This window comes from Pseudomonas sp. RL_15y_Pfl2_60, assembly GCF_963970595.1.
In the GTDB taxonomy this organism is placed as follows: Bacteria; Pseudomonadota; Gammaproteobacteria; order Pseudomonadales; family Pseudomonadaceae; genus Aquipseudomonas.
In genome coordinates this window covers 87437-103991 of record NZ_CAXAOE010000005.1, presented here as the reverse complement: position 1 = coordinate 103991, position 16555 = coordinate 87437, and the positions used below count along the sequence as shown (strand labels likewise).

The following is a 16555-nucleotide window of genomic DNA, read 5'->3' as shown; positions in this document are numbered from 1 at the left end:
GTGTTGTTTATTTCGCCTGTAAGTCCAAGGTCGGCGCAGCAAAATAACTTTCAGCCGACTCACCGGTATTATCGCTATCAGCAGCAAACACCACGCCGATAATCCGTTGCGGCGCCGCGCCAAAAGCAGCAATTGCATCGGCGCGCAGGTCACGCTTCTCATCAAGCCAGGTCGCCAACGGCGCTTGCGGACCGCGCAATACCTTCATCTCGACTTGGTCGGTATAGGCGCTGCGCGCATGCGTACCGGGCGCCGCCTTGTTATCCCACACATAAGCCAGTGTGGCAGCGGGCAGCTCCGGGTCATAAAAAGTTCGCGCCAAACGGATCTTTTGCCGGGTCAAAAAGGGTAGATCATCCAGCGGATAGTCCAGCAGCACATACACCCGCGCGGCGTAATCATCACCGTCACGGGTGGCAAATGCCGCTTTGCTCAAACGTTTTTCCGTGCGCCACTGCCAACTCAATATCCAGGGCTTATCGCCGGCAAGGTCCAGCGGGTGCAGCAAACCGCCCGCGGCGGCATCAGCCTTGATATGCAGAACCTTGCGCCCATCCTGAGCCTCCAAGGTGCGGCTCGAGGGCTTGAGCTTGGGAATATCGGCCAACCGCCAAGGTGCCGACCAATCACCTGCAGGCGGGCCGGAGGTCCATGCCTGCAACTGATTCTCTGCCTGTGCCACGGCGACCTGCGCCAAGGCACAGGCCAGCACCAGCATGCTTGGCAAGCGTTTCAACCGCGCCTCCAGCCATGGAATTTCTCAACCCAGCGCAACAGGCCTTGCGGCGCATGGGCACGCTTCCACTCGCCTGCCGCATACTTGTTTGCCTCAGCCATGGTTGGATAGCTGTGCGTGGTGCCAAGGATCTTGTTCAACCCCAGGTTGTGCTTCATCGCCAACACGTATTCAGCCAGCAACTCACCAGCATGCTCACCAACAATACTCACACCAAGGATGCGATCCTTGCCGGGCTCGGTAAGCACTTTGACAAAGCCATGGGCGGCTTCATCGGCAATTGCCCGGTCCAGATCATCAATCTCGTATCGGGTAACTTCATAGGCGATGTCCTGCGCCTTCGCCTCAGTCTCAGATAAACCCACCCGCGCGATTTCAGGAGATGTGAAGGTGCAATACGGAATTACCCGGTAATCCACCTTGAACCGCTTGAAGCCGCTAAACAGCGAGTTTACAGCCGCGTACCAGGCCTGATGCGCAGCCACGTGGGTGAACTGGTATGGCCCGGTTACATCGCCCACCGCATAAATGTTGGGGAAGCGCGTGGCGAGGTATTCGTCGGTTTCCAGCGTACCGTTTGGACGTACCGTCAATTCGAGGTCTTCAGCGCCATAACCGCTGACATTTGCCACACGCCCCAACGCCATCAGCAGGCAGTCAAAGGCGATGGTGACTTCCTCACCGGTATCCATGCGCCGCGCAACCATGCGTTGTTCACCGTCGACCAGCTCGAAACGCTCGGCTTTATGCAACAAGCGCACATCAACACCATCGTTACACAGGCTGTTGAATACTTGCTCGCTGGCATCCGCATCTTCGCGCGGCAGCAAACGGTCAGCCAGTTCGACCTGAATCACCTGACAGCCCAGGCGCTGGAAAGCTTGGGCCAGCTCACAGCCGATTGGGCCGCCGCCTAATACCAACATCCATCGCGGTTGCTGACGCAAATTCCAGATGGTGTCGGAGGTGTACATCTGAACTTGATCGAGGCCCGGAATATTGGGCACCAGAGGCCGTGCGCCAGCGGCAATAATCATGCTGCGGGCACTCAGCGTCTGGCCATTGACTTCAACAGTCCACGGCGAAGTAATTTTCGCCTCACCGGTAATCACCTCAACGCCCAGACCAGTGTAACGCTCCACTGAGTCATGGGGCTCGATATCGCTGATAACCCGCTGCACACGCTCCATCACCGCAGGAAAATCAATCTCGGCATGCGCCGCGCGAAAGCCCAGGGCATCCGCCTTTTTCAGCTCGCCAGCAAACTTTGCCGAACGCAGTAATGCCTTGGAGGGTACGCAACCTGTGTTGAGGCAATCGCCGCCCATTTTGTGCTTTTCAATCAAGCTGACCTTGGCTTTAACCGCCGCCGCAATATAGGCGCTGACCAATCCGCCGGAACCGGCGCCAACCACCACCAAATTACGGTCGAAAGCATCTGGACGAACCCAGTTCTTGTAGATGCGCCGCGCCTGAATCAAGCCGAGCAACTTGCGCGCGATAATCGGGAATATACCCAGCAGCACAAACGCACCGATCAAACCCGGCGACAGAATGCCACTGAGTGATTCAAGCTGACCCAGCTCGCGGCCGGCATTCACGTACACCAAGGTGCCTGGCAACATGCCCAGCTGGCTGACCCACCAGAACGTGCGTACCGGCAAGCGTGTAAGGCCCATTGCCAAGTTGATCAGGAAGAAAGGGAACAAGGGCACCAGGCGCAATGCGAACAAGTAGAACGCGCCCTCTCGCTCGACACCTTGGTCAATGCTGGCCAAACGCTTGCCGAAGCGCTTTTGCACCCAGTCACGCAACAAAAAGCGGCTGCTGAGCATGGCCAGGGAGGCGCCCATGGTCGAGGCAAAGGAGACCAGCAGGAAACCCTCACCAAGGCCAAAGAGCGCACCGCCAAGCAGAGTCATCAGCGCGGCACCAGGCAGCGACAACGCGGTCACGGCCACGTAGATGACAAAGAATATCCCGGCGGCCAGCAAGGGTTGCGCCGAGACTTGTGCGTTCAAAGAGGCTTGCTGGGCCTTGAGCGCCTCAAGGTTGAGGTATTGGCCCAGGTCAAAAACAAAGAAGCTGGCAATTAGCGCCAGGATCACGCCCATTAATAAAATTTTGCGGCTATTCATTAAGTAAGCGCCTCCATGGCGCATAGGCTCTGACACAAGCTGAAGCCTTTCAATAGAGCATTCGACACCGGTAACAGTGCCTGCCCCTGGATACGTGGACGATACGACAGCGCCGCCGGGCTAGACGGCGGCCACTGGCGATCGAAGTCATTGATAAATTGTTCGTGATCGTAATTCAGCGCCAAGGCTTCGATAAACAAACCGCTACGCTCGGCGCGGTAAAACGCTGCTGCATGTGGCGTGGTGGCAATGCGCGTGATGACGCCATAGCGCCCACCACTGAAGTTCGGCATGCCGGCAGCGCCGTTGTTGATCATGGCGCCATGTTGCAGGCTAAGCGCAACCGCCGCGCAACTATGGCTGGTGGCCAATACTTCGCATTGGTGTTGCAGCAACCATTGGTCAAGTTCCAGCTGCCGTGCTGGCTCATCCAACGCCTCACGCGAGCACTGCCAACCCGCCAGCGATTGCTCGTCGCCATGGCTGATTGCTATGCGCCGCCCGCCAACCTCGACCACTGCCGTTGCAGGCCGCGCAGCCAATTGCTCAGCCATACCAGGCAAAGCTTGCACGGTTTGCTTGAGTTGTTGCTGCATGGTATTCGAACGTTCGACCACCTGCTCATCAACCGTCATCGGATAGGCACAACCACAGCCTGCACCGCTATCACTGGCCCGCCCGAGTTCAGTCTCAACATTGCCGCGCAGCAAGGTGTAGCCACTCAAGCCTTGCTCAACTTGCAAAAAGACCTGCGGATCGCAATCGAACCAGTGCGCATCACCATTGAGGACGACCCGGGCACCTGGCTCGGACTGAACCCTGCGCTGCAGTGCCGCCATGGCCTGACGATTACCGTACAAACCGCCGACCACATACAGCGTGTCGCAGCTAAACAGCGGCTGCGCAGCGAACGCCTGCGCAGGCAAGCGGTAATCCAAGGGACAGTCACGGCCCGCGCGCAGTGACATCAGGCTTCGCCGCGCGCTGGGTAGTTGTTGTTGATCACGTACTCGACCGCTCCGAGCAACTCATCAAAATGCGGACGTGCAAACGGCATGGTGTTTACCGAAGACATATACAAGGTGCCATCCGGGCGAACCAGGAACACGCCCGGCTCAGCGAAAATCTCAGGCTCCTGCGGGCCTGGCTTACCCTCGGAAATAAATAACCCCCAACTACGCGCCTCCTCGATGCTCAGGCCATAACCCAAAGGCACATTACCGATGGTCCAGGTAGCCTGGGTCTTCTGCGCACGCTCATGGCTGTCGGTCGACAGTGCAATCACCTCAACGCCCAGCGCTGCAAAGCGTTCAACCAAGCCATTGAGCTCTTGCAATGACTTGCGGCATAGCGGGCAATGCAGGCCGCGATAGAACACCAACATGGTGAAGTTTTTCGGCGCATTGGCATTCAAGGTCCATTGACCTTCAGGCATCAGCTTAACGCTCAATGCAGGTACGGCTTGGCGCGGGATCAATTGGCTCATGTTCAGCTCCTAGTAGAGGCGGATGACGCGTTGGGCGCCGAGCACAGAAGCCCCGGTAATACATAGCCCAGTGTGCAAAGAATAAGGCCGTAAAGGTTGGTGCCCAGCAATAACGCATAGTTACCGTCGCCAATCGCCCAGCTTTGCGGTATCCAGCCAAGGCTCAATGCAAGGCCCAGCAGCAAGCCGCACCAGAAACTCAGATGAAACCCAAGGCGCGTTGGTTTGACGATGCCGTGGAGAATAAAGACCGGTGCCAGGCCAATCACCATGGTGCCGCTTATGGTGGTGGCTTTGAGAATGTCAGTGCCAGCCAGCATCGGCAGGTTGCCGAGCAGGGCAAACACCACCATCACCGCCATGCCGACGCCAATTGCTTTCTGGCCAAGGTCGCGCCCGGCCAGATTAGGCAATTCGCGGCCCGCCAACTTGGCCAGGCTGGAAAAGGTTGAGTCCAGCGTAGAACCGGCGGCAGACACCATGACCACGGTCATGACCATCAAGGCGGCAACACCCATGGATTTGGCCAGGTCAGCCGGCACATTACTCGATGCAGCCAGCCCCGTAAGCTGCGCATGGACGCCAATCAAGCTAAAGGCGAGAATTGCGAAGAAGCCCAGTACGCCCGCAATCACAAACGCCCGGCGCATGGTTTTCTCTTCGCTGATAAAACCACGATCAGTCATGACCGGATCATGGAAGCCGTAGCTGAACACTTGCAGGCCCGCGACCAGGAGTAGATCCACGCCGCCGCTAAAGGCCCAATGGCTGGTACTGGCCAATTCGGCGGCGCTGTGCTGCGGCAATACCAAGCCAAGCACCCAAACCAGGGCCACAACGAAGATCGCCGCTTGCGCCGCATCAGTCAGAATCGAACTGCGCAAGCCGCCACGCAGGCTGTAGGCCAATGTCACCGCAGTAAACAGCAAGGCAGCCGTGATAAACCCGGTGCTGCCGGAGTCACCGTAATAGCCGCCAACCACAGCGGTATTACTCCAGACCTCGTTAAACAGGCGAATCAAGATCGCAGCAGTAAAGGCCAATGCCGCGCCGCGTCCGTAATGCGAACTCAGAAAGCTGACCAATCCAGTTGCCGCAAACTTGCGCCGCAACCGATAAATCACAAAGCCGGTCAAGGGAATCGCCAACCAGTATGTGGCGTAGGCCAAACCACCGATCAAGCCGTAGCTAGCGCCAAGATTGGCGGCATTGGTCACCGACTTGGCGAAGATCCAACTAATGAAAATACTGGAGGTCAGCAACCAAGGCGCCGCGCTACGACCCTGGTTGTCTTCACCATGAAAGAAACCACCGATGGTGACGGCGCGCGGCGACAGCATCACCATCAATACCCCGTACAGCACCAGAAATCCCCAAAAGAACAGGCCAAGAGCGCTGTTGGGTTGCATAGGTTACTTCCTCAGGAATTAAGCGCACCGCCGCAACTGGAACCTTGTCCAGCCGTGCAAGCGAAGCAATGGTCACGGGTAACGATGGAGTTGCCAGCCAGTGTCGCATTGAGCAGGTCGCTCAAGTGCGGACGCTGGCGGCTGATCACCTGGCTTTGCAACTCCAGCGGCAAATCGAGCATCTGGTTGAAGTCGCAGTCGTACAAATAACCTTGCCAGTCAACGCTGACCAACGAACGACACATCAAGCCCTCAACATTCTCGGCACGGTAGCTGTCGCGCAGTAGCTGCATGTAATCGTTGAACTGACCCTTGCTGACCAAAGTGCTGCCAAAGCGGGCAATCGGCTGGTTGGTGATGGTCAGCAAGTGGTTAAAGGCGATACCAAAGTCTTCCTGTAAATGACGCTTGTAGTCGGCCTCAAGGGCTTGCTGAGGTGGCGGCAAACTGGCGCCTTGCGGGTTGTACACCAGGTTCAGGACCAGGCCGCTGCCCTCTTTGCCATAACCGAGCGCGTTGAGCTTTTGCAAGCCAACGATGCTGGCATCGAAAACACCATCGCCGCGCTGCTTGTCCACGTTGTCACGCGAATAGCAAGGCATTGAAGCGCTGATTTCAACTTGGTGCTCGGCTAGAAACTGGGCCAGATCCTCATAACCGGGTTCGCTCAAGATCGTCAGGTTGCAGCGATCAATGACCCGTAAGCCTTCGCGCCGCGCATGCATGACAATTTCACGGAAACGCGGATGCATTTCAGGCGCGCCACCGGTCAGGTCAAGCGTATGCACGGGATGCGCATCAATCACCTGATGCAGCAGCGCAAGGCTTTCATCGGTCATGGACTCTGTGCGCGTAGGCCCCGCATTGACGTGGCAATGCAGGCAACGCTGGTTGCACACATAGGTTAGATTGACCTGCAAAGCCTCAAGCTCGCCGCGAGTTAGCGCGGGGAATGCCAGGCGATCGAGCAGCGGTAACATCGCGTGCACAGTGGGCTCCAATGAAAAGTATGGTTTATAGAGCTATTTGCCCAGACTTTGTTACAGCCAGCGCCCAGCAATAACTTACTGTATTGTTATACAAAGTTTGTACAAAGTCCGCGCTGGTTAATCAAGCTATCCTAGGAGCTTCGCATGACGCGTATTGTCTTGTTCTTTCTCGCCGGTTTTCTTGCAGTACCCTTCTTCCACCAACCTATTCTGGGCATATTGCACGCCACCGGCATCGTACCCTTTGCGCCGTTCAACATGGCGGCAACCCTGCCACTTGGGATACCAGCGTTGATCTCAGCTTCATTCTGGGGCGGGGTTTGGGCAATAGTGATGCTGAGCGTATTGCGTTGGGACGCACAAAAACCGCAGCCCTGGATTAAAGGTCTGCTGTTTGGTGGTATCGCTTTAACTCTAGTCGCTCTGCTGGTGGTTTTCCCGCTAAAGGGCATGGGCTTCGATATGGCCCAGTTGCCAGGCCGTTTCCTGATTGGCTTCCTGGTCAACGCCGCATGGGGTGTGGGTACGCTGATTTTTGCGAAAACCTTCATCGCCCGCTGAACGGTAGGGTGTGACAACGCGAAGCTTGTCCACCAGCTCGACCCGCAAGCTGAGTTTGGACCAAACAACTGCGGACATATAAAGCGTTGCTCTACCTACAGATGCAAAAAAGCCCGCTTCGGCATTTCGCCAAAGCGGGCTTTTTGCACTATGGCTTACGCCAGCTCGTCAAAGCACTCAGCGATAATCGCCAAGCCCTTGTCCAGCAATGCATCTTCCGCAGTCAGCGGCACCAGCACGCGCAACACGTTGCCGTAAGTACCGCACGACAACAGGATCAAGCCTTTGTCGCGGGCCTTTGCCACCACTTGGCCAACCAGCGCTGCTGCTGGCTTGTGGTGATCACCGCCTTCAAACAGCTCAACGGCGATCATCGAGCCCAGCGCACGCACATCACCGATGGAGTTGTGCTTGGCCTGAATGGCCTTGAGGCCAGTGACCAGACGCTCGCCAACAGCCTTGCTGCGATCCAGCAGGTTTTCTTCTTCAAACACTTCCATGACCGCCAGAGCCGCCGCACACGCAATCGGGCTACCGGCATAAGTGCCGCCCAAACCGCCTGGCGCGATAGCGTCCATGTATTCAGCCTTGCCACACACACCCGCCAATGGGAAGCCACCGGCAATCGACTTGGCGAACGTGGTCAGGTCAGGCACAACACCCATCTGCTCCATGGCGAAGAAGGTACCGGTACGGCCAGCGCCGGTCTGGACTTCGTCGGCGATCAACAGAATGCCGTGCTGGTCGCACAATGCGCGCAAGCGCTTCATGAAATCCTTCGGCGCAACGTAGAAGCCACCTTCACCCTGAACAGGTTCGATGATGATTGCAGCGATGTCTTTTGGCTCAGCGTCGTTCTTGAAGATGCGCTCGATGCTGGCGATTGCATCATCAGTGCTGACCCCGTGGATCTCGCACGGATACTGCGCGCGGAACACGCCGCCCGGCATCAAGCCCATGCCTGCCGAATAAGGTACGACCTTGCCGGTCAACCCCAGGGTCATCATGGTGCGACCGTGATAACCGCCGGTGAAGGCAATAACGCCCGCACGACCGGTTGCGGCGCGCGCAATCTTCACTGCGTTTTCAACGGCTTCGGAACCCGTGGTGACCAGCAGGGTTTTCTTGTCGAAATCACCTGGCACCTTGGCATTGATCTTCTCGCACACCTCAACGTATGGCTCGTAAGCCAACACCTGGAAGCAAGTGTGGGAAAGCTTGGTCAACTGCTCTTGAACAGCTGCAACGATTTTTGGATGCAGGTGGCCGGTGTTGAGCACCGCGATACCGCCCGCGAAGTCGATGAACTCGCGCCCTTCAACATCGGTTACCGTCGCGTTTTCCGCTTTTGCAGCGAAAATCGGATGGATCTGGCCAACGCCACGTGGAACAGCGGCGGTACGGCGTTGCATCAATGATTCGTTAGTCTTGCTCATGTCTTCCTCATTCGCCGCTCATCGTGCGGCGTGGTTCAAGGACTGCGCAACCAGCGTCAAACGCAGCAGCATACGATGATCGACTGCTGCGCCCTCCCCGGTCACAGGGTTATTTAAAACAAGGTGATGACCAAAAAACCCGGCTGACTCTTGCCAGTTAACCTTTCAGCCATCACCTGCGCGCTATCAAGCCACGCGTTTAAGGATTAGACACTCAGGCACAGGTATTTGATTTCCAGATAATCTTCAATACCGTACTTGGAGCCTTCACGGCCCAGGCCAGAGGCCTTGATGCCACCAAATGGTGCGACTTCATTCGAGATCAAGCCTGTGTTGACGCCGACCATGCCGTACTCCAGCGCCTCGGCCACACGGAACACACGGCTCATGTCACGGGCATAGAAGTACGAGGCCAGGCCAAACTCGGTGTCATTGGACATGGCGATCACTTCAGCTTCATCTTTAAAGCGGAACAGTGGCGCCAGCGGACCAAATGTTTCCTCTTTGGCGACAGCAGCGTTAAGGGGCACATCAACCAAAATGGTTGGCTCAAAGAAGGTGCCGCCCTTGCTATGTGGCTTGCCGCCAGTCAGCACCTTGGCGCCTTTGCTGACTGCATCTTCAATGTGCTCTTGCACCTTGGCCACCGCTTTGTCGTCAATCAACGGGCCAGTGGTGGTGCCTTCAGTCAGGCCATCACCAATATTGAGCTTGGCAACTGCTGCCTTGAGCTTGTCGGCGAAGGCATCGTAAACGCTGTCCTGTACATACAAACGGTTGGCGCAGACGCAGGTCTGGCCGTTGTTGCGGTACTTGGAAACAATCGCGCCTTCAACTGCGGCGTCGAGATCGGCGTCATCAAACACGATAAACGGCGCGTTGCCGCCCAGCTCCAGCGATACTTTCTTGATGTCCTTGGCGCACTCAGCCATCAGCTGACGACCAATTTCGGTCGAACCAGTGAACGACAGCTTGCGCACGATTGGGTTGCTAGTCAGCTCGCCGCCGATATCGCCAGCGCTGCCGGTCACCACGCTCAACACACCTTTAGGGATACCCGCACGCTCAGCCAGCTCCACCAAGGCCAAGGCCGAGAACGGTGTCTGCGACGCAGGCTTGATCACCATGGTGCAGCCTGCAGCCAACGCCGGACCGGCTTTACGGGTAATCATCGCAGCCGGGAAGTTCCACGGCGTAATAGCCGCAGTCACACCAATCGGCTGCTTAATAACGATCAGACGCTTGTCTGGCTGATGCCCAGGAATCACATCGCCATAAATACGCTTGGCTTCTTCTGCAAACCACTCGATAAACGAGGCCGCATAGGCAATCTCACCCTTGGCTTCCGCCAGTGGCTTGCCTTGTTCCAGCGTCATCAGGCGGCCCAGGTCGTCCTGGTTTTCGATCAGCAGCTCAAACCAGCGGCGCAGCTTGTTTGCGCGTTCCTTGGCAGTCAGTGCACGCCAGGCCGGCAGCGCACGGTCAGCCGCTTCGATCGCACGACGCGTTTCTGCTGCGCCCATCTTTGGCACAGTACCCAAGGTCTCGCCGGTCGCGGGGTTGGTCACCTTGATAGTCTGGCCGCTGTCGGCGTCCAACCAGGCACCATCGATATAAGCCTGCTGACGAAATAGCTGAGTGTCTTGCAATTGCATGGCAGTCTCCTGAATACCGGCGCTAAAACCGGGAGGTTGTTATGGGAGCCTAGGCGTGTGCCCAATGTGAAAAAATGTCGGACGAATGGCCGCGCGGATCAAGCATTAACCTGGCCTGTAAGGGTTTCGAGCAGCAGGGGGCTGTCGAGTTCCGATCAGATTCAGGGCGTGTGTTTGAAATCTCAAACGAATCCTAGGGTCGCGAGGGGTAAAGGGCAATAGTCTGTTCGAAAAAATTAACGATTTAAGCCGTTATTTATTCTTTTGACAGACGAGTGACTGTCCGCCGTACAAATTTTGTGCAGAATCACGAACAAACCATGCCCATGGACGCCCGCGAACTAGATGCGTATCATTGCGCCCGCAACGCACCAGTAGCTCAGCTGGATAGAGTACTGCCCTCCGAAGGCAGGGGTCGTGGGTTCGAATCCCGCCTGGTGCGCCACATACAACAAAGGGCTTAGGTGAAAACCTAGGCCCTTTTGTTTTTCATGTGTCCATTCTGTGCCCATCCAAATTGGCACTCGGAATGTAGCGACTGAATCGCCCCTAGTTTCGTAGACACCTTCAGGCCTCATAATACGGCCCATTAGGAGGTGCCATGAGCAACCCGCGTTATCCCGAAGAATTCAAAATCGAAGCCGTCAAACAGGTAACCGAACGAGGTCTGCCGGTAGCTGAGGTAGCTGCTCGTTTGGGCATGTCGACACACAGCCTGTATGCCTGGGTGAAGCGTTACAGCAAGCCCCAAGAGCAACGCGCGCAAGAGGACGACCAACACGCTGAGCTACGTCGTTTGCGGGCTGAACTCAAGCGCGTGACCGAGGAGCGAGACATCCTAAAAAAGGCCGCCGCGTACTTTGCCAAGGAGTGCGGCTAAAGTACGCCTTCATCAGTCAGCTATCCGCAGACTATTCGGTTCGCCGCCTGTGCCTGACCCTGAAAGTACATGCCAGCGGTTACTACGCCGGGCTGAGCCGAAGTCGGCACGAGCTAAGGATGATCAGCGGCTGCTGGGTTTGATCAAGCACTCGTGGCTCGAGAGCGGTGGCGTCTATGGCTACCGCAAAATCCATGACGACCTGCGTGAGCTTGGAGAACAGTGCGGTAGTCATCGCGTTGCTCGATTAATGCGTCAGGAAGGACTGCGCTCGCAGACAGGGTATCGGCGCCGGCCGGGACGTTATGGTGGCAAGCCACCAGTGGCTTCACCAAATCATCTGGAGCGTCGATTCAATGTCGTCGAACCCAACAAGGTCTGGGTCACTGACATAACCTACATCCGCACCTATGAGGGTTGGTTATTTTTGGCGGTGGTGCTCGATCTGTTTTCGCGGCAGGTCATCGGCTGGTCAATGAAGCCGCAAATGACCAGCGATCTGGCTATTGATGCATTGTTGATGGCGGTTTGGCGGCGTAAGCCAAAGCAGGAAGTGATGATTCATTCCGACCAAGGTAGCCAGTTCAGCAGCGGCGACTGGCAGAGCTTTCTGAAAGCCAACAACTTGCTTGGCAGCATGAGTCGGCGTGGCAACTGCCATGACAATGCGGTAGCGGAAAGCTTTTTCCAGCTGCTGAAGCGGGAGCGGATCAGGCGAAAGATCTACAGCACCAGGCAGGATGCTCGCGCTGATGTGTTCGATTACATCGAGATGTTTTACAACCCAAAACGCCGGCACGGTTTCAACAACCAGCTGTCGCCGGTAGAGTTTGAAAAGCGCTATTTCCAGAGGCTGGAGAGTGTCTAGAAAACCTGGGGCGATTCAGATGACCTCTCCGGCCGCCTCGAGATTACGTAGCTGTTTTGGACAGCTAAGCGCCCAGCGATCAAGTATCTGCCAGCCACGGGCGTGATAAGACGGAGAGCGGAGTACAGATTGAATGGAGGAGCTTGCCAACACGTTGGCGGCAATTGATAGCGGCGCGCGGTCACTGAGCATGTGTATCTCCCACTTTACGGAGGCGTGTGATCATTCTTGTATTTTGAGCGATGGAGGAAGACCGGAAGCCGCCCTGTTGCTTCAGCTTCTCTGCATAGCGTTGATCCACACACCAGAACAACCATGCCCCCCCAAAGAAGTAGATGGCCAGAGCCCAGAATAGCCAACGAACAGCAGGGTCGGCGTCGCCAGAAAACCCCAAGAAGAACGGCAGACTGAAACCGCACAGAACCACCACAACAAGCAGCAACGTGCCAACAGGCAGACACCCGACAGCCCAAAGCACTCGAAATAACTCCCACACCTGCCTCATCACTTTTCCTCAGGCCACCATCTCGCACCTAAAATATCTGATAATCAGATATCTTAAAAGCAGATATAGCGTGGTAAGCCGGTTCAACTGATACGCGGCCATGACCAAAGCTATTTACCGAAATGAGCACGAGGTTTTTCTTCTGCTGCTAAAGCGTCTGCGGACCGAGTCAGGACTGACTCAAGCAGCGTGTTCGACCGCCCTCGGCCGACCACAATCGTTTATGAGCGATGTGGAGCGTGGGGTGCGACGACTCGACATCGTTCAACTTAGAGATCTCTGCATAGTTCTGAATACTACGCTTCCTATTTTTACGCAGCGTTATGAAGATGCTTTAAGTAAAAATTCTTAAACACCTTTTGAGCATTACTCTAGCGCGCTCGCGCTCGACTTCACGAATGGATACAGACCCAATGGCTAGGCCGAAAACAGCAAAACCTGTCAAAGAAGAACCTCTCGAGAAACAGCTTTGGAAAGCCGCTGACAAGCTGCGTAAAAACATCGACGCTGCGGAGTACAAGCATGTTGTACTGGGCCTGATCTTCCTCAAGTACATATCTGACTCGTTCGAAGAGATGTACGCCCGCCTAAAGGCAGGCGAAGGCGAGTATGCCGGAGCAGACCCAGAGGATAAAGACGAGTACAAAGCCGAGAACGTTTTCTTCGTGCCGCTTGAAGCCCGCTGGTTCTACATAGTGAGCATGGCCCGGCAGCCAGATATCGGACGTCACGTGGACGCTGCCATGGATGCCCTGGAGAAAGAAAACCCCCCACTCAAAGGTGTGCTGCCAAAGGTATTCGCTCGACAGAACCTTGACCCAGCAAGTCTCGGTGGCCTGATTGATTTGGTCGGGAACATCGCCCTAGGGGATGCCAAAAGCCGCAGTGCAGATGTGCTAGGTCATGTATTTGAGTACTTTCTCGGTGAGTTCGCCTTGGCCGAAGGCAAACAGGGTGGCCAGTTTTATACCCCTCGTTCGATCGTCGAGCTATTGGTGACGATGCTCGAGCCCTACAAGGGCCGTGTGTTCGACCCTTGCTGCGGCTCCGGCGGTATGTTCGTGCAGTCAGAAAAGTTCGTTGAAGAGCACCAGGGCCGTGTCAACGACATATCGATTTACGGCCAAGAAAGTAACCAAACTACTTGGCGACTGGCGCGAATGAACCTCGCCATTCGCGGCATCGACTCCTCACAAGTAAAGTGGAATAACGAAGGCTCATTTCTCAACGATGCGCACAAGGATCTAAAGGCCGACTTTATCATCGCCAACCCTCCGTTTAATGTCAGCGACTGGAGTGGCGAGCTATTGCGGGGTGATGGCCGCTGGAAATATGGCACCCCGCCAGAGGGCAATGCCAACTTCGCTTGGTTACAACATTTTGCCCATCACTTAGCACCTAATGGCCGCGCAGGCGTAGTCCTAGCTAAGGGGGCGTTGACAACCAAGAGCGGTGGTGAAGGCGAAATTCGCAAAGCATTAATTGCTGACGGCAACCTCATTGATTGTATCGTTAACCTTCCCGCCAAGTTATTTTTGAATACTCAGATCCCCGCAGCGCTGTGGTTTATGAATCGCGCCAGGACAAATGGTCATCCAAGAAAGGGCGAAATACTCTTTATCGATGCACGCGACCTTGGTCACCTCATAAACCGACGCACGAAGGAACTCAGCGCAGATGATATTCAACGAATCGCCGATACCTACCATGCCTGGCGTACCGGGGAAGACGGGTACGAAGACATCAAAGGCTTCTGCGCTTCGGTAGCACTGGAGCGTGTTGCTGAACTTGATTATATAGTCACACCTGGCCGCTATGTTGGCTTGCCTGACGAGGAAGACGATTTCGACTTTGCAGAACGATTTGCCGCGCTAAAATCTGAATTCGAAGAGCAATTGTTAGAGGAAGCAACACTCAACAAAGCGATCGCAAAAAATCTTGCGAGGCTAGATAAATGAGAGAGTGGCAGGAAACAGAGATTGGCCCTATCCCTTCTGAATGGTCACTTACGACAGTCGGCCAACTCGTAGAGGATGGGGTAATAGCTAAGCCGCTAGACGGGAACCATGGAGAAATACATCCCAAGGGTTCGGATTTTGTATCCGAAGGAATTCCGTTTGTCATGGCAACTGATATCAATAACTCGAAAATTGATTTGATCGATTGTAAATTTATTCCGCAAGTGCTTGCCGACTCGCTAAGCAAGGGATTTGCGATTGAGGAAGATGTTCTATTAACACATAAAGCAACACTAGGGCGAACCGCCATTGTCGGGCAGATTAAAACCCCATACATAATGCTAACACCACAGGTTACGTACTATCGAGTCATCAATAAGGAGCGACTACACAACAAGTTCCTTATGTATTATTTTAACTCGCCACTATTCCAAGATACGTTGGTAAACCACGGAGATAGCGGTTCAACTCGTGCATATGTAGGCATAACTGCACAACGAGATTTGCCTATAATTTTACCAAACGACGTCAATGAACAAAAAGCCATAGCGGCAGTCCTCAGCAGCATAGACGACAAAATTAATTTGTTGGACCGTCAGACTATGACGCTCGAAAAAATAGCCGAGACTCAGTTTCGCCAATGGTTTATCGAAGATGCTCCAGAGAACTGTACTGAAAGGCCTTTAAGCAGCATCGCCAGATTCTTAAACGGCCTAGCCTGCCAAAAGTATCCGCCAGAGAACGACTTTGAAAAGCTACCCGCTTTAAAAATCCGAGAACTACGTAGCGGCATTTCTGAGGCTTCAGACTGGGTAACCAGCAAGGTCAAAGAAGACTATATTGTTGACGCCGGTGACGTGATTTTTGCTTGGTCAGCTTCTCTGATGGTCAAGGTTTGGGACGGGGAGCGCTGCGTACTGAATCAGCATTTATTCAAAGTAACGTCTGAGGAGTTCCCGAAATGGTTTTATCTGATGTGGTGTAAACACCACCTAGCAGAGTTCATTTCCATTTCCGCCAGCCATGCTACAACAATGGGGCATATCAAGCGCGGCGATCTAGATGCAGCCATGGTTTTGGTCCCGTCGCCCGAAGACCTTACGATAATGTCCGAGCAGATGAAACCACTGCTTGAAAAGCAAATTGCCATTGCTAAGCAGGTTAAAACATTAGAAAAACTGCGCGACACGATGCTACCCAAACTCATTAGCGGCGAAGTGCGAGTATCTTACTGATGGAGAAGCTTAGAGCCGCGCTTGCCCAGTATAGTCGCTGGCAGACGCTTGAAATCTATATTGAGCGAATGGAGGGTCATCTTGAAACCGACTTCAGTATTTCTGTCGAAAATGCAAAAGCTCTTTTGGAAAGTATTGGGAAAGAAATCTGCGACGCAAAAGGTGTACCCCTTGGGACTACTCCCAGCATCAATGCAGTATTAAAGAAAGCCTTTGTTGCCCTAGGCTATACTACGGAAGAGTTAGTCACTCAAATGTCAGGCTCACTGGCTAATATTGGCCAGTTGATAGGTAATCTGAGAAATGAAATAAGTCCTACATCCCACGGTAAGTCGCTGGAGGAGCTGAAAGATCGAAACAACAAAGTCGACTTACTTACTAGAGAATTTTTAATTGATAGCACTCTGGTCGTGGCTGTTTTTCTTATTCGAGCCTTTGAAGAGCGAAAAGAGCTTGTAAGCACGGTTACTGACAATACCGCCAGCGCAAGCAATAGTTACAATGACAATGAAGAATTTAATAACTTCTGGGATGAGTCTTTCGGGGAATTCGAAATGGGTGATTATTCCTATGCTGCCAGTGAAATCTTGTTCAGTATGGAAATAAAAGCTTATCAAGCGGAATTTAAAGCATTCTTGGAATCTGAGAACGATATTACCGAGGGTGAGGAGTGAGCACCTTTCACCATCCAGCTCTTGT

14 protein-coding genes, 1 tRNA gene and 1 pseudogene are annotated in these 16555 nt (G+C 54.5%); 7 read left to right on the top strand and 9 right to left on the bottom strand.

Annotated features, from left to right (window positions below; translation table 11 throughout):
* Window positions 1–7 precede the first annotated feature (7 nt).
* From AACY26_RS14740 to arsS, 6 genes are read right to left on the bottom strand one after another with little or no spacing between them, the layout of a single operon-like run.
* On the bottom strand, window positions 8–736 hold the full coding sequence (locus tag AACY26_RS14740; protein ID WP_339515303.1) for a DUF3047 domain-containing protein: 729 nt from the start codon (window positions 734–736) through the stop codon (window positions 8–10).
* A complete protein-coding gene (locus AACY26_RS14735; RefSeq protein ID WP_339515301.1) occupies window positions 733–2874 on the bottom strand; it encodes an FAD-dependent oxidoreductase in 2142 nt (713 codons plus the stop codon). The genes AACY26_RS14740 and AACY26_RS14735 overlap by 4 nt, the downstream gene beginning before the upstream one ends.
* Entirely contained in the window at window positions 2874–3842 is a 969-nt protein-coding gene (locus AACY26_RS14730; protein WP_339515299.1) for a hypothetical protein, read from the bottom strand. Before AACY26_RS14730 ends, AACY26_RS14735 begins: the two co-directional genes overlap by 1 nt.
* Window positions 3842–4360 (bottom strand): peroxiredoxin-like family protein, encoded by a 519-nt coding sequence (locus tag AACY26_RS14725; protein WP_339515297.1) that lies wholly within the window; start codon window positions 4358–4360, stop codon window positions 3842–3844. Before AACY26_RS14725 ends, AACY26_RS14730 begins: the two co-directional genes overlap by 1 nt.
* 2 nt (window positions 4361–4362) lie before the next feature.
* Window positions 4363–5769 (bottom strand): sodium:solute symporter, encoded by a 1407-nt coding sequence (locus tag AACY26_RS14720; protein ID WP_339515295.1) that lies wholly within the window; start codon window positions 5767–5769, stop codon window positions 4363–4365.
* Window positions 5770–5780: 11 nt separating this feature from the next.
* Entirely contained in the window at window positions 5781–6749 is a 969-nt protein-coding gene (gene arsS, locus AACY26_RS14715) for an arsenosugar biosynthesis radical SAM (seleno)protein ArsS (protein WP_339515682.1), read from the bottom strand.
* 153 nt (window positions 6750–6902) lie between these two features.
* Here arsS and AACY26_RS14710 point away from each other — a divergent pair, with 153 nt between their 5' ends.
* Window positions 6903–7319: a hypothetical protein gene (locus tag AACY26_RS14710; protein WP_339515293.1), complete on the top strand. Its 417-nt coding sequence runs from the start codon at window positions 6903–6905 to the stop codon at window positions 7317–7319.
* Between the two features lie 155 nt (window positions 7320–7474).
* On the opposite strand, the gene gabT is transcribed toward AACY26_RS14710, so the two are convergent.
* On the bottom strand, window positions 7475–8755 hold the full coding sequence (gene gabT, locus AACY26_RS14705) for a 4-aminobutyrate--2-oxoglutarate transaminase (protein WP_339515291.1): 1281 nt from the start codon (window positions 8753–8755) through the stop codon (window positions 7475–7477).
* A 206-nt stretch (window positions 8756–8961) separates the two neighbouring features.
* Entirely contained in the window at window positions 8962–10410 is a 1449-nt protein-coding gene (gene gabD / locus AACY26_RS14700) for an NADP-dependent succinate-semialdehyde dehydrogenase (RefSeq protein ID WP_339515289.1), read from the bottom strand.
* 368 nt (window positions 10411–10778) lie between these two features.
* Here gabD and AACY26_RS14695 point away from each other — a divergent pair.
* A tRNA-Arg gene (locus AACY26_RS14695) sits at window positions 10779–10855 on the top strand.
* 156 nt (window positions 10856–11011) lie between these two features.
* Window positions 11012–12158 (top strand): annotated as a pseudogene (locus AACY26_RS14690) (IS3 family transposase).
* 15 nt (window positions 12159–12173) lie between these two features.
* Here AACY26_RS14690 and AACY26_RS14685 read toward each other — a convergent pair.
* Complete coding sequence (locus AACY26_RS14685; RefSeq protein ID WP_339515287.1) at window positions 12174–12350, bottom strand: hypothetical protein; 177 nt, start codon at window positions 12348–12350, stop codon at window positions 12174–12176.
* Between the two features lie 413 nt (window positions 12351–12763).
* Here AACY26_RS14685 and AACY26_RS14680 point away from each other — a divergent pair, with 413 nt between their 5' ends.
* The 4 genes from AACY26_RS14680 to AACY26_RS14665 are packed head-to-tail and all read left to right on the top strand — an operon-like array spanning window position 12764 to window position 16530.
* Complete coding sequence (locus AACY26_RS14680; protein ID WP_339515285.1) at window positions 12764–13015, top strand: helix-turn-helix domain-containing protein; 252 nt, start codon at window positions 12764–12766, stop codon at window positions 13013–13015.
* 46 nt (window positions 13016–13061) lie between these two features.
* Window positions 13062–14621 (top strand): type I restriction-modification system subunit M, encoded by a 1560-nt coding sequence (locus tag AACY26_RS14675; RefSeq protein ID WP_339515283.1) that lies wholly within the window; start codon window positions 13062–13064, stop codon window positions 14619–14621.
* Entirely contained in the window at window positions 14618–15856 is a 1239-nt protein-coding gene (locus AACY26_RS14670; protein WP_339515281.1) for a restriction endonuclease subunit S, read from the top strand. Before AACY26_RS14675 ends, AACY26_RS14670 begins: the two co-directional genes overlap by 4 nt.
* The gene (locus tag AACY26_RS14665; protein ID WP_339515279.1) at window positions 15856–16530 is read left to right on the top strand and encodes an abortive infection family protein; all 675 of its coding nucleotides are present in this window, start codon (window positions 15856–15858) and stop codon (window positions 16528–16530) included. The genes AACY26_RS14670 and AACY26_RS14665 overlap by 1 nt, the downstream gene beginning before the upstream one ends.
* The last annotated feature ends 25 nt before the right edge of the window (window positions 16531–16555 follow it).

Bases quoted from the DNA above. Each gene is read 5' to 3' on its own strand.
- AACY26_RS14710 (WP_339515293.1), top strand. From the start codon at position 6,903: ATGACGCGTATTGTCTTGTTCTTTCTCGCCGGTTTTCTTGCAGTACCC.
- gabD (WP_339515289.1), bottom strand. From the start codon at position 10,410: ATGCAATTGCAAGACACTCAGCTATTTCGTCAGCAGGCTTATATCGAT.
- AACY26_RS14670 (WP_339515281.1), top strand. From the start codon at position 14,618: ATGAGAGAGTGGCAGGAAACAGAGATTGGCCCTATCCCTTCTGAATGG.
- gabT (WP_339515291.1), bottom strand. From the start codon at position 8,755: ATGAGCAAGACTAACGAATCATTGATGCAACGCCGTACCGCCGCTGTT.
- AACY26_RS14735 (WP_339515301.1), bottom strand. From the start codon at position 2,874: ATGAATAGCCGCAAAATTTTATTAATGGGCGTGATCCTGGCGCTAATT.
- AACY26_RS14720 (WP_339515295.1), bottom strand. From the start codon at position 5,769: ATGCAACCCAACAGCGCTCTTGGCCTGTTCTTTTGGGGATTTCTGGTG.
- AACY26_RS14680 (WP_339515285.1), top strand. From the start codon at position 12,764: ATGACCAAAGCTATTTACCGAAATGAGCACGAGGTTTTTCTTCTGCTG.
- AACY26_RS14725 (WP_339515297.1), bottom strand. From the start codon at position 4,360: ATGAGCCAATTGATCCCGCGCCAAGCCGTACCTGCATTGAGCGTTAAG.
- AACY26_RS14665 (WP_339515279.1), top strand. From the start codon at position 15,856: ATGGAGAAGCTTAGAGCCGCGCTTGCCCAGTATAGTCGCTGGCAGACG.
- arsS (WP_339515682.1), bottom strand. From the start codon at position 6,749: ATGTTACCGCTGCTCGATCGCCTGGCATTCCCCGCGCTAACTCGCGGC.
- AACY26_RS14730 (WP_339515299.1), bottom strand. From the start codon at position 3,842: ATGTCACTGCGCGCGGGCCGTGACTGTCCCTTGGATTACCGCTTGCCT.
- AACY26_RS14685 (WP_339515287.1), bottom strand. From the start codon at position 12,350: ATGCTCAGTGACCGCGCGCCGCTATCAATTGCCGCCAACGTGTTGGCA.
- AACY26_RS14675 (WP_339515283.1), top strand. From the start codon at position 13,062: ATGGATACAGACCCAATGGCTAGGCCGAAAACAGCAAAACCTGTCAAA.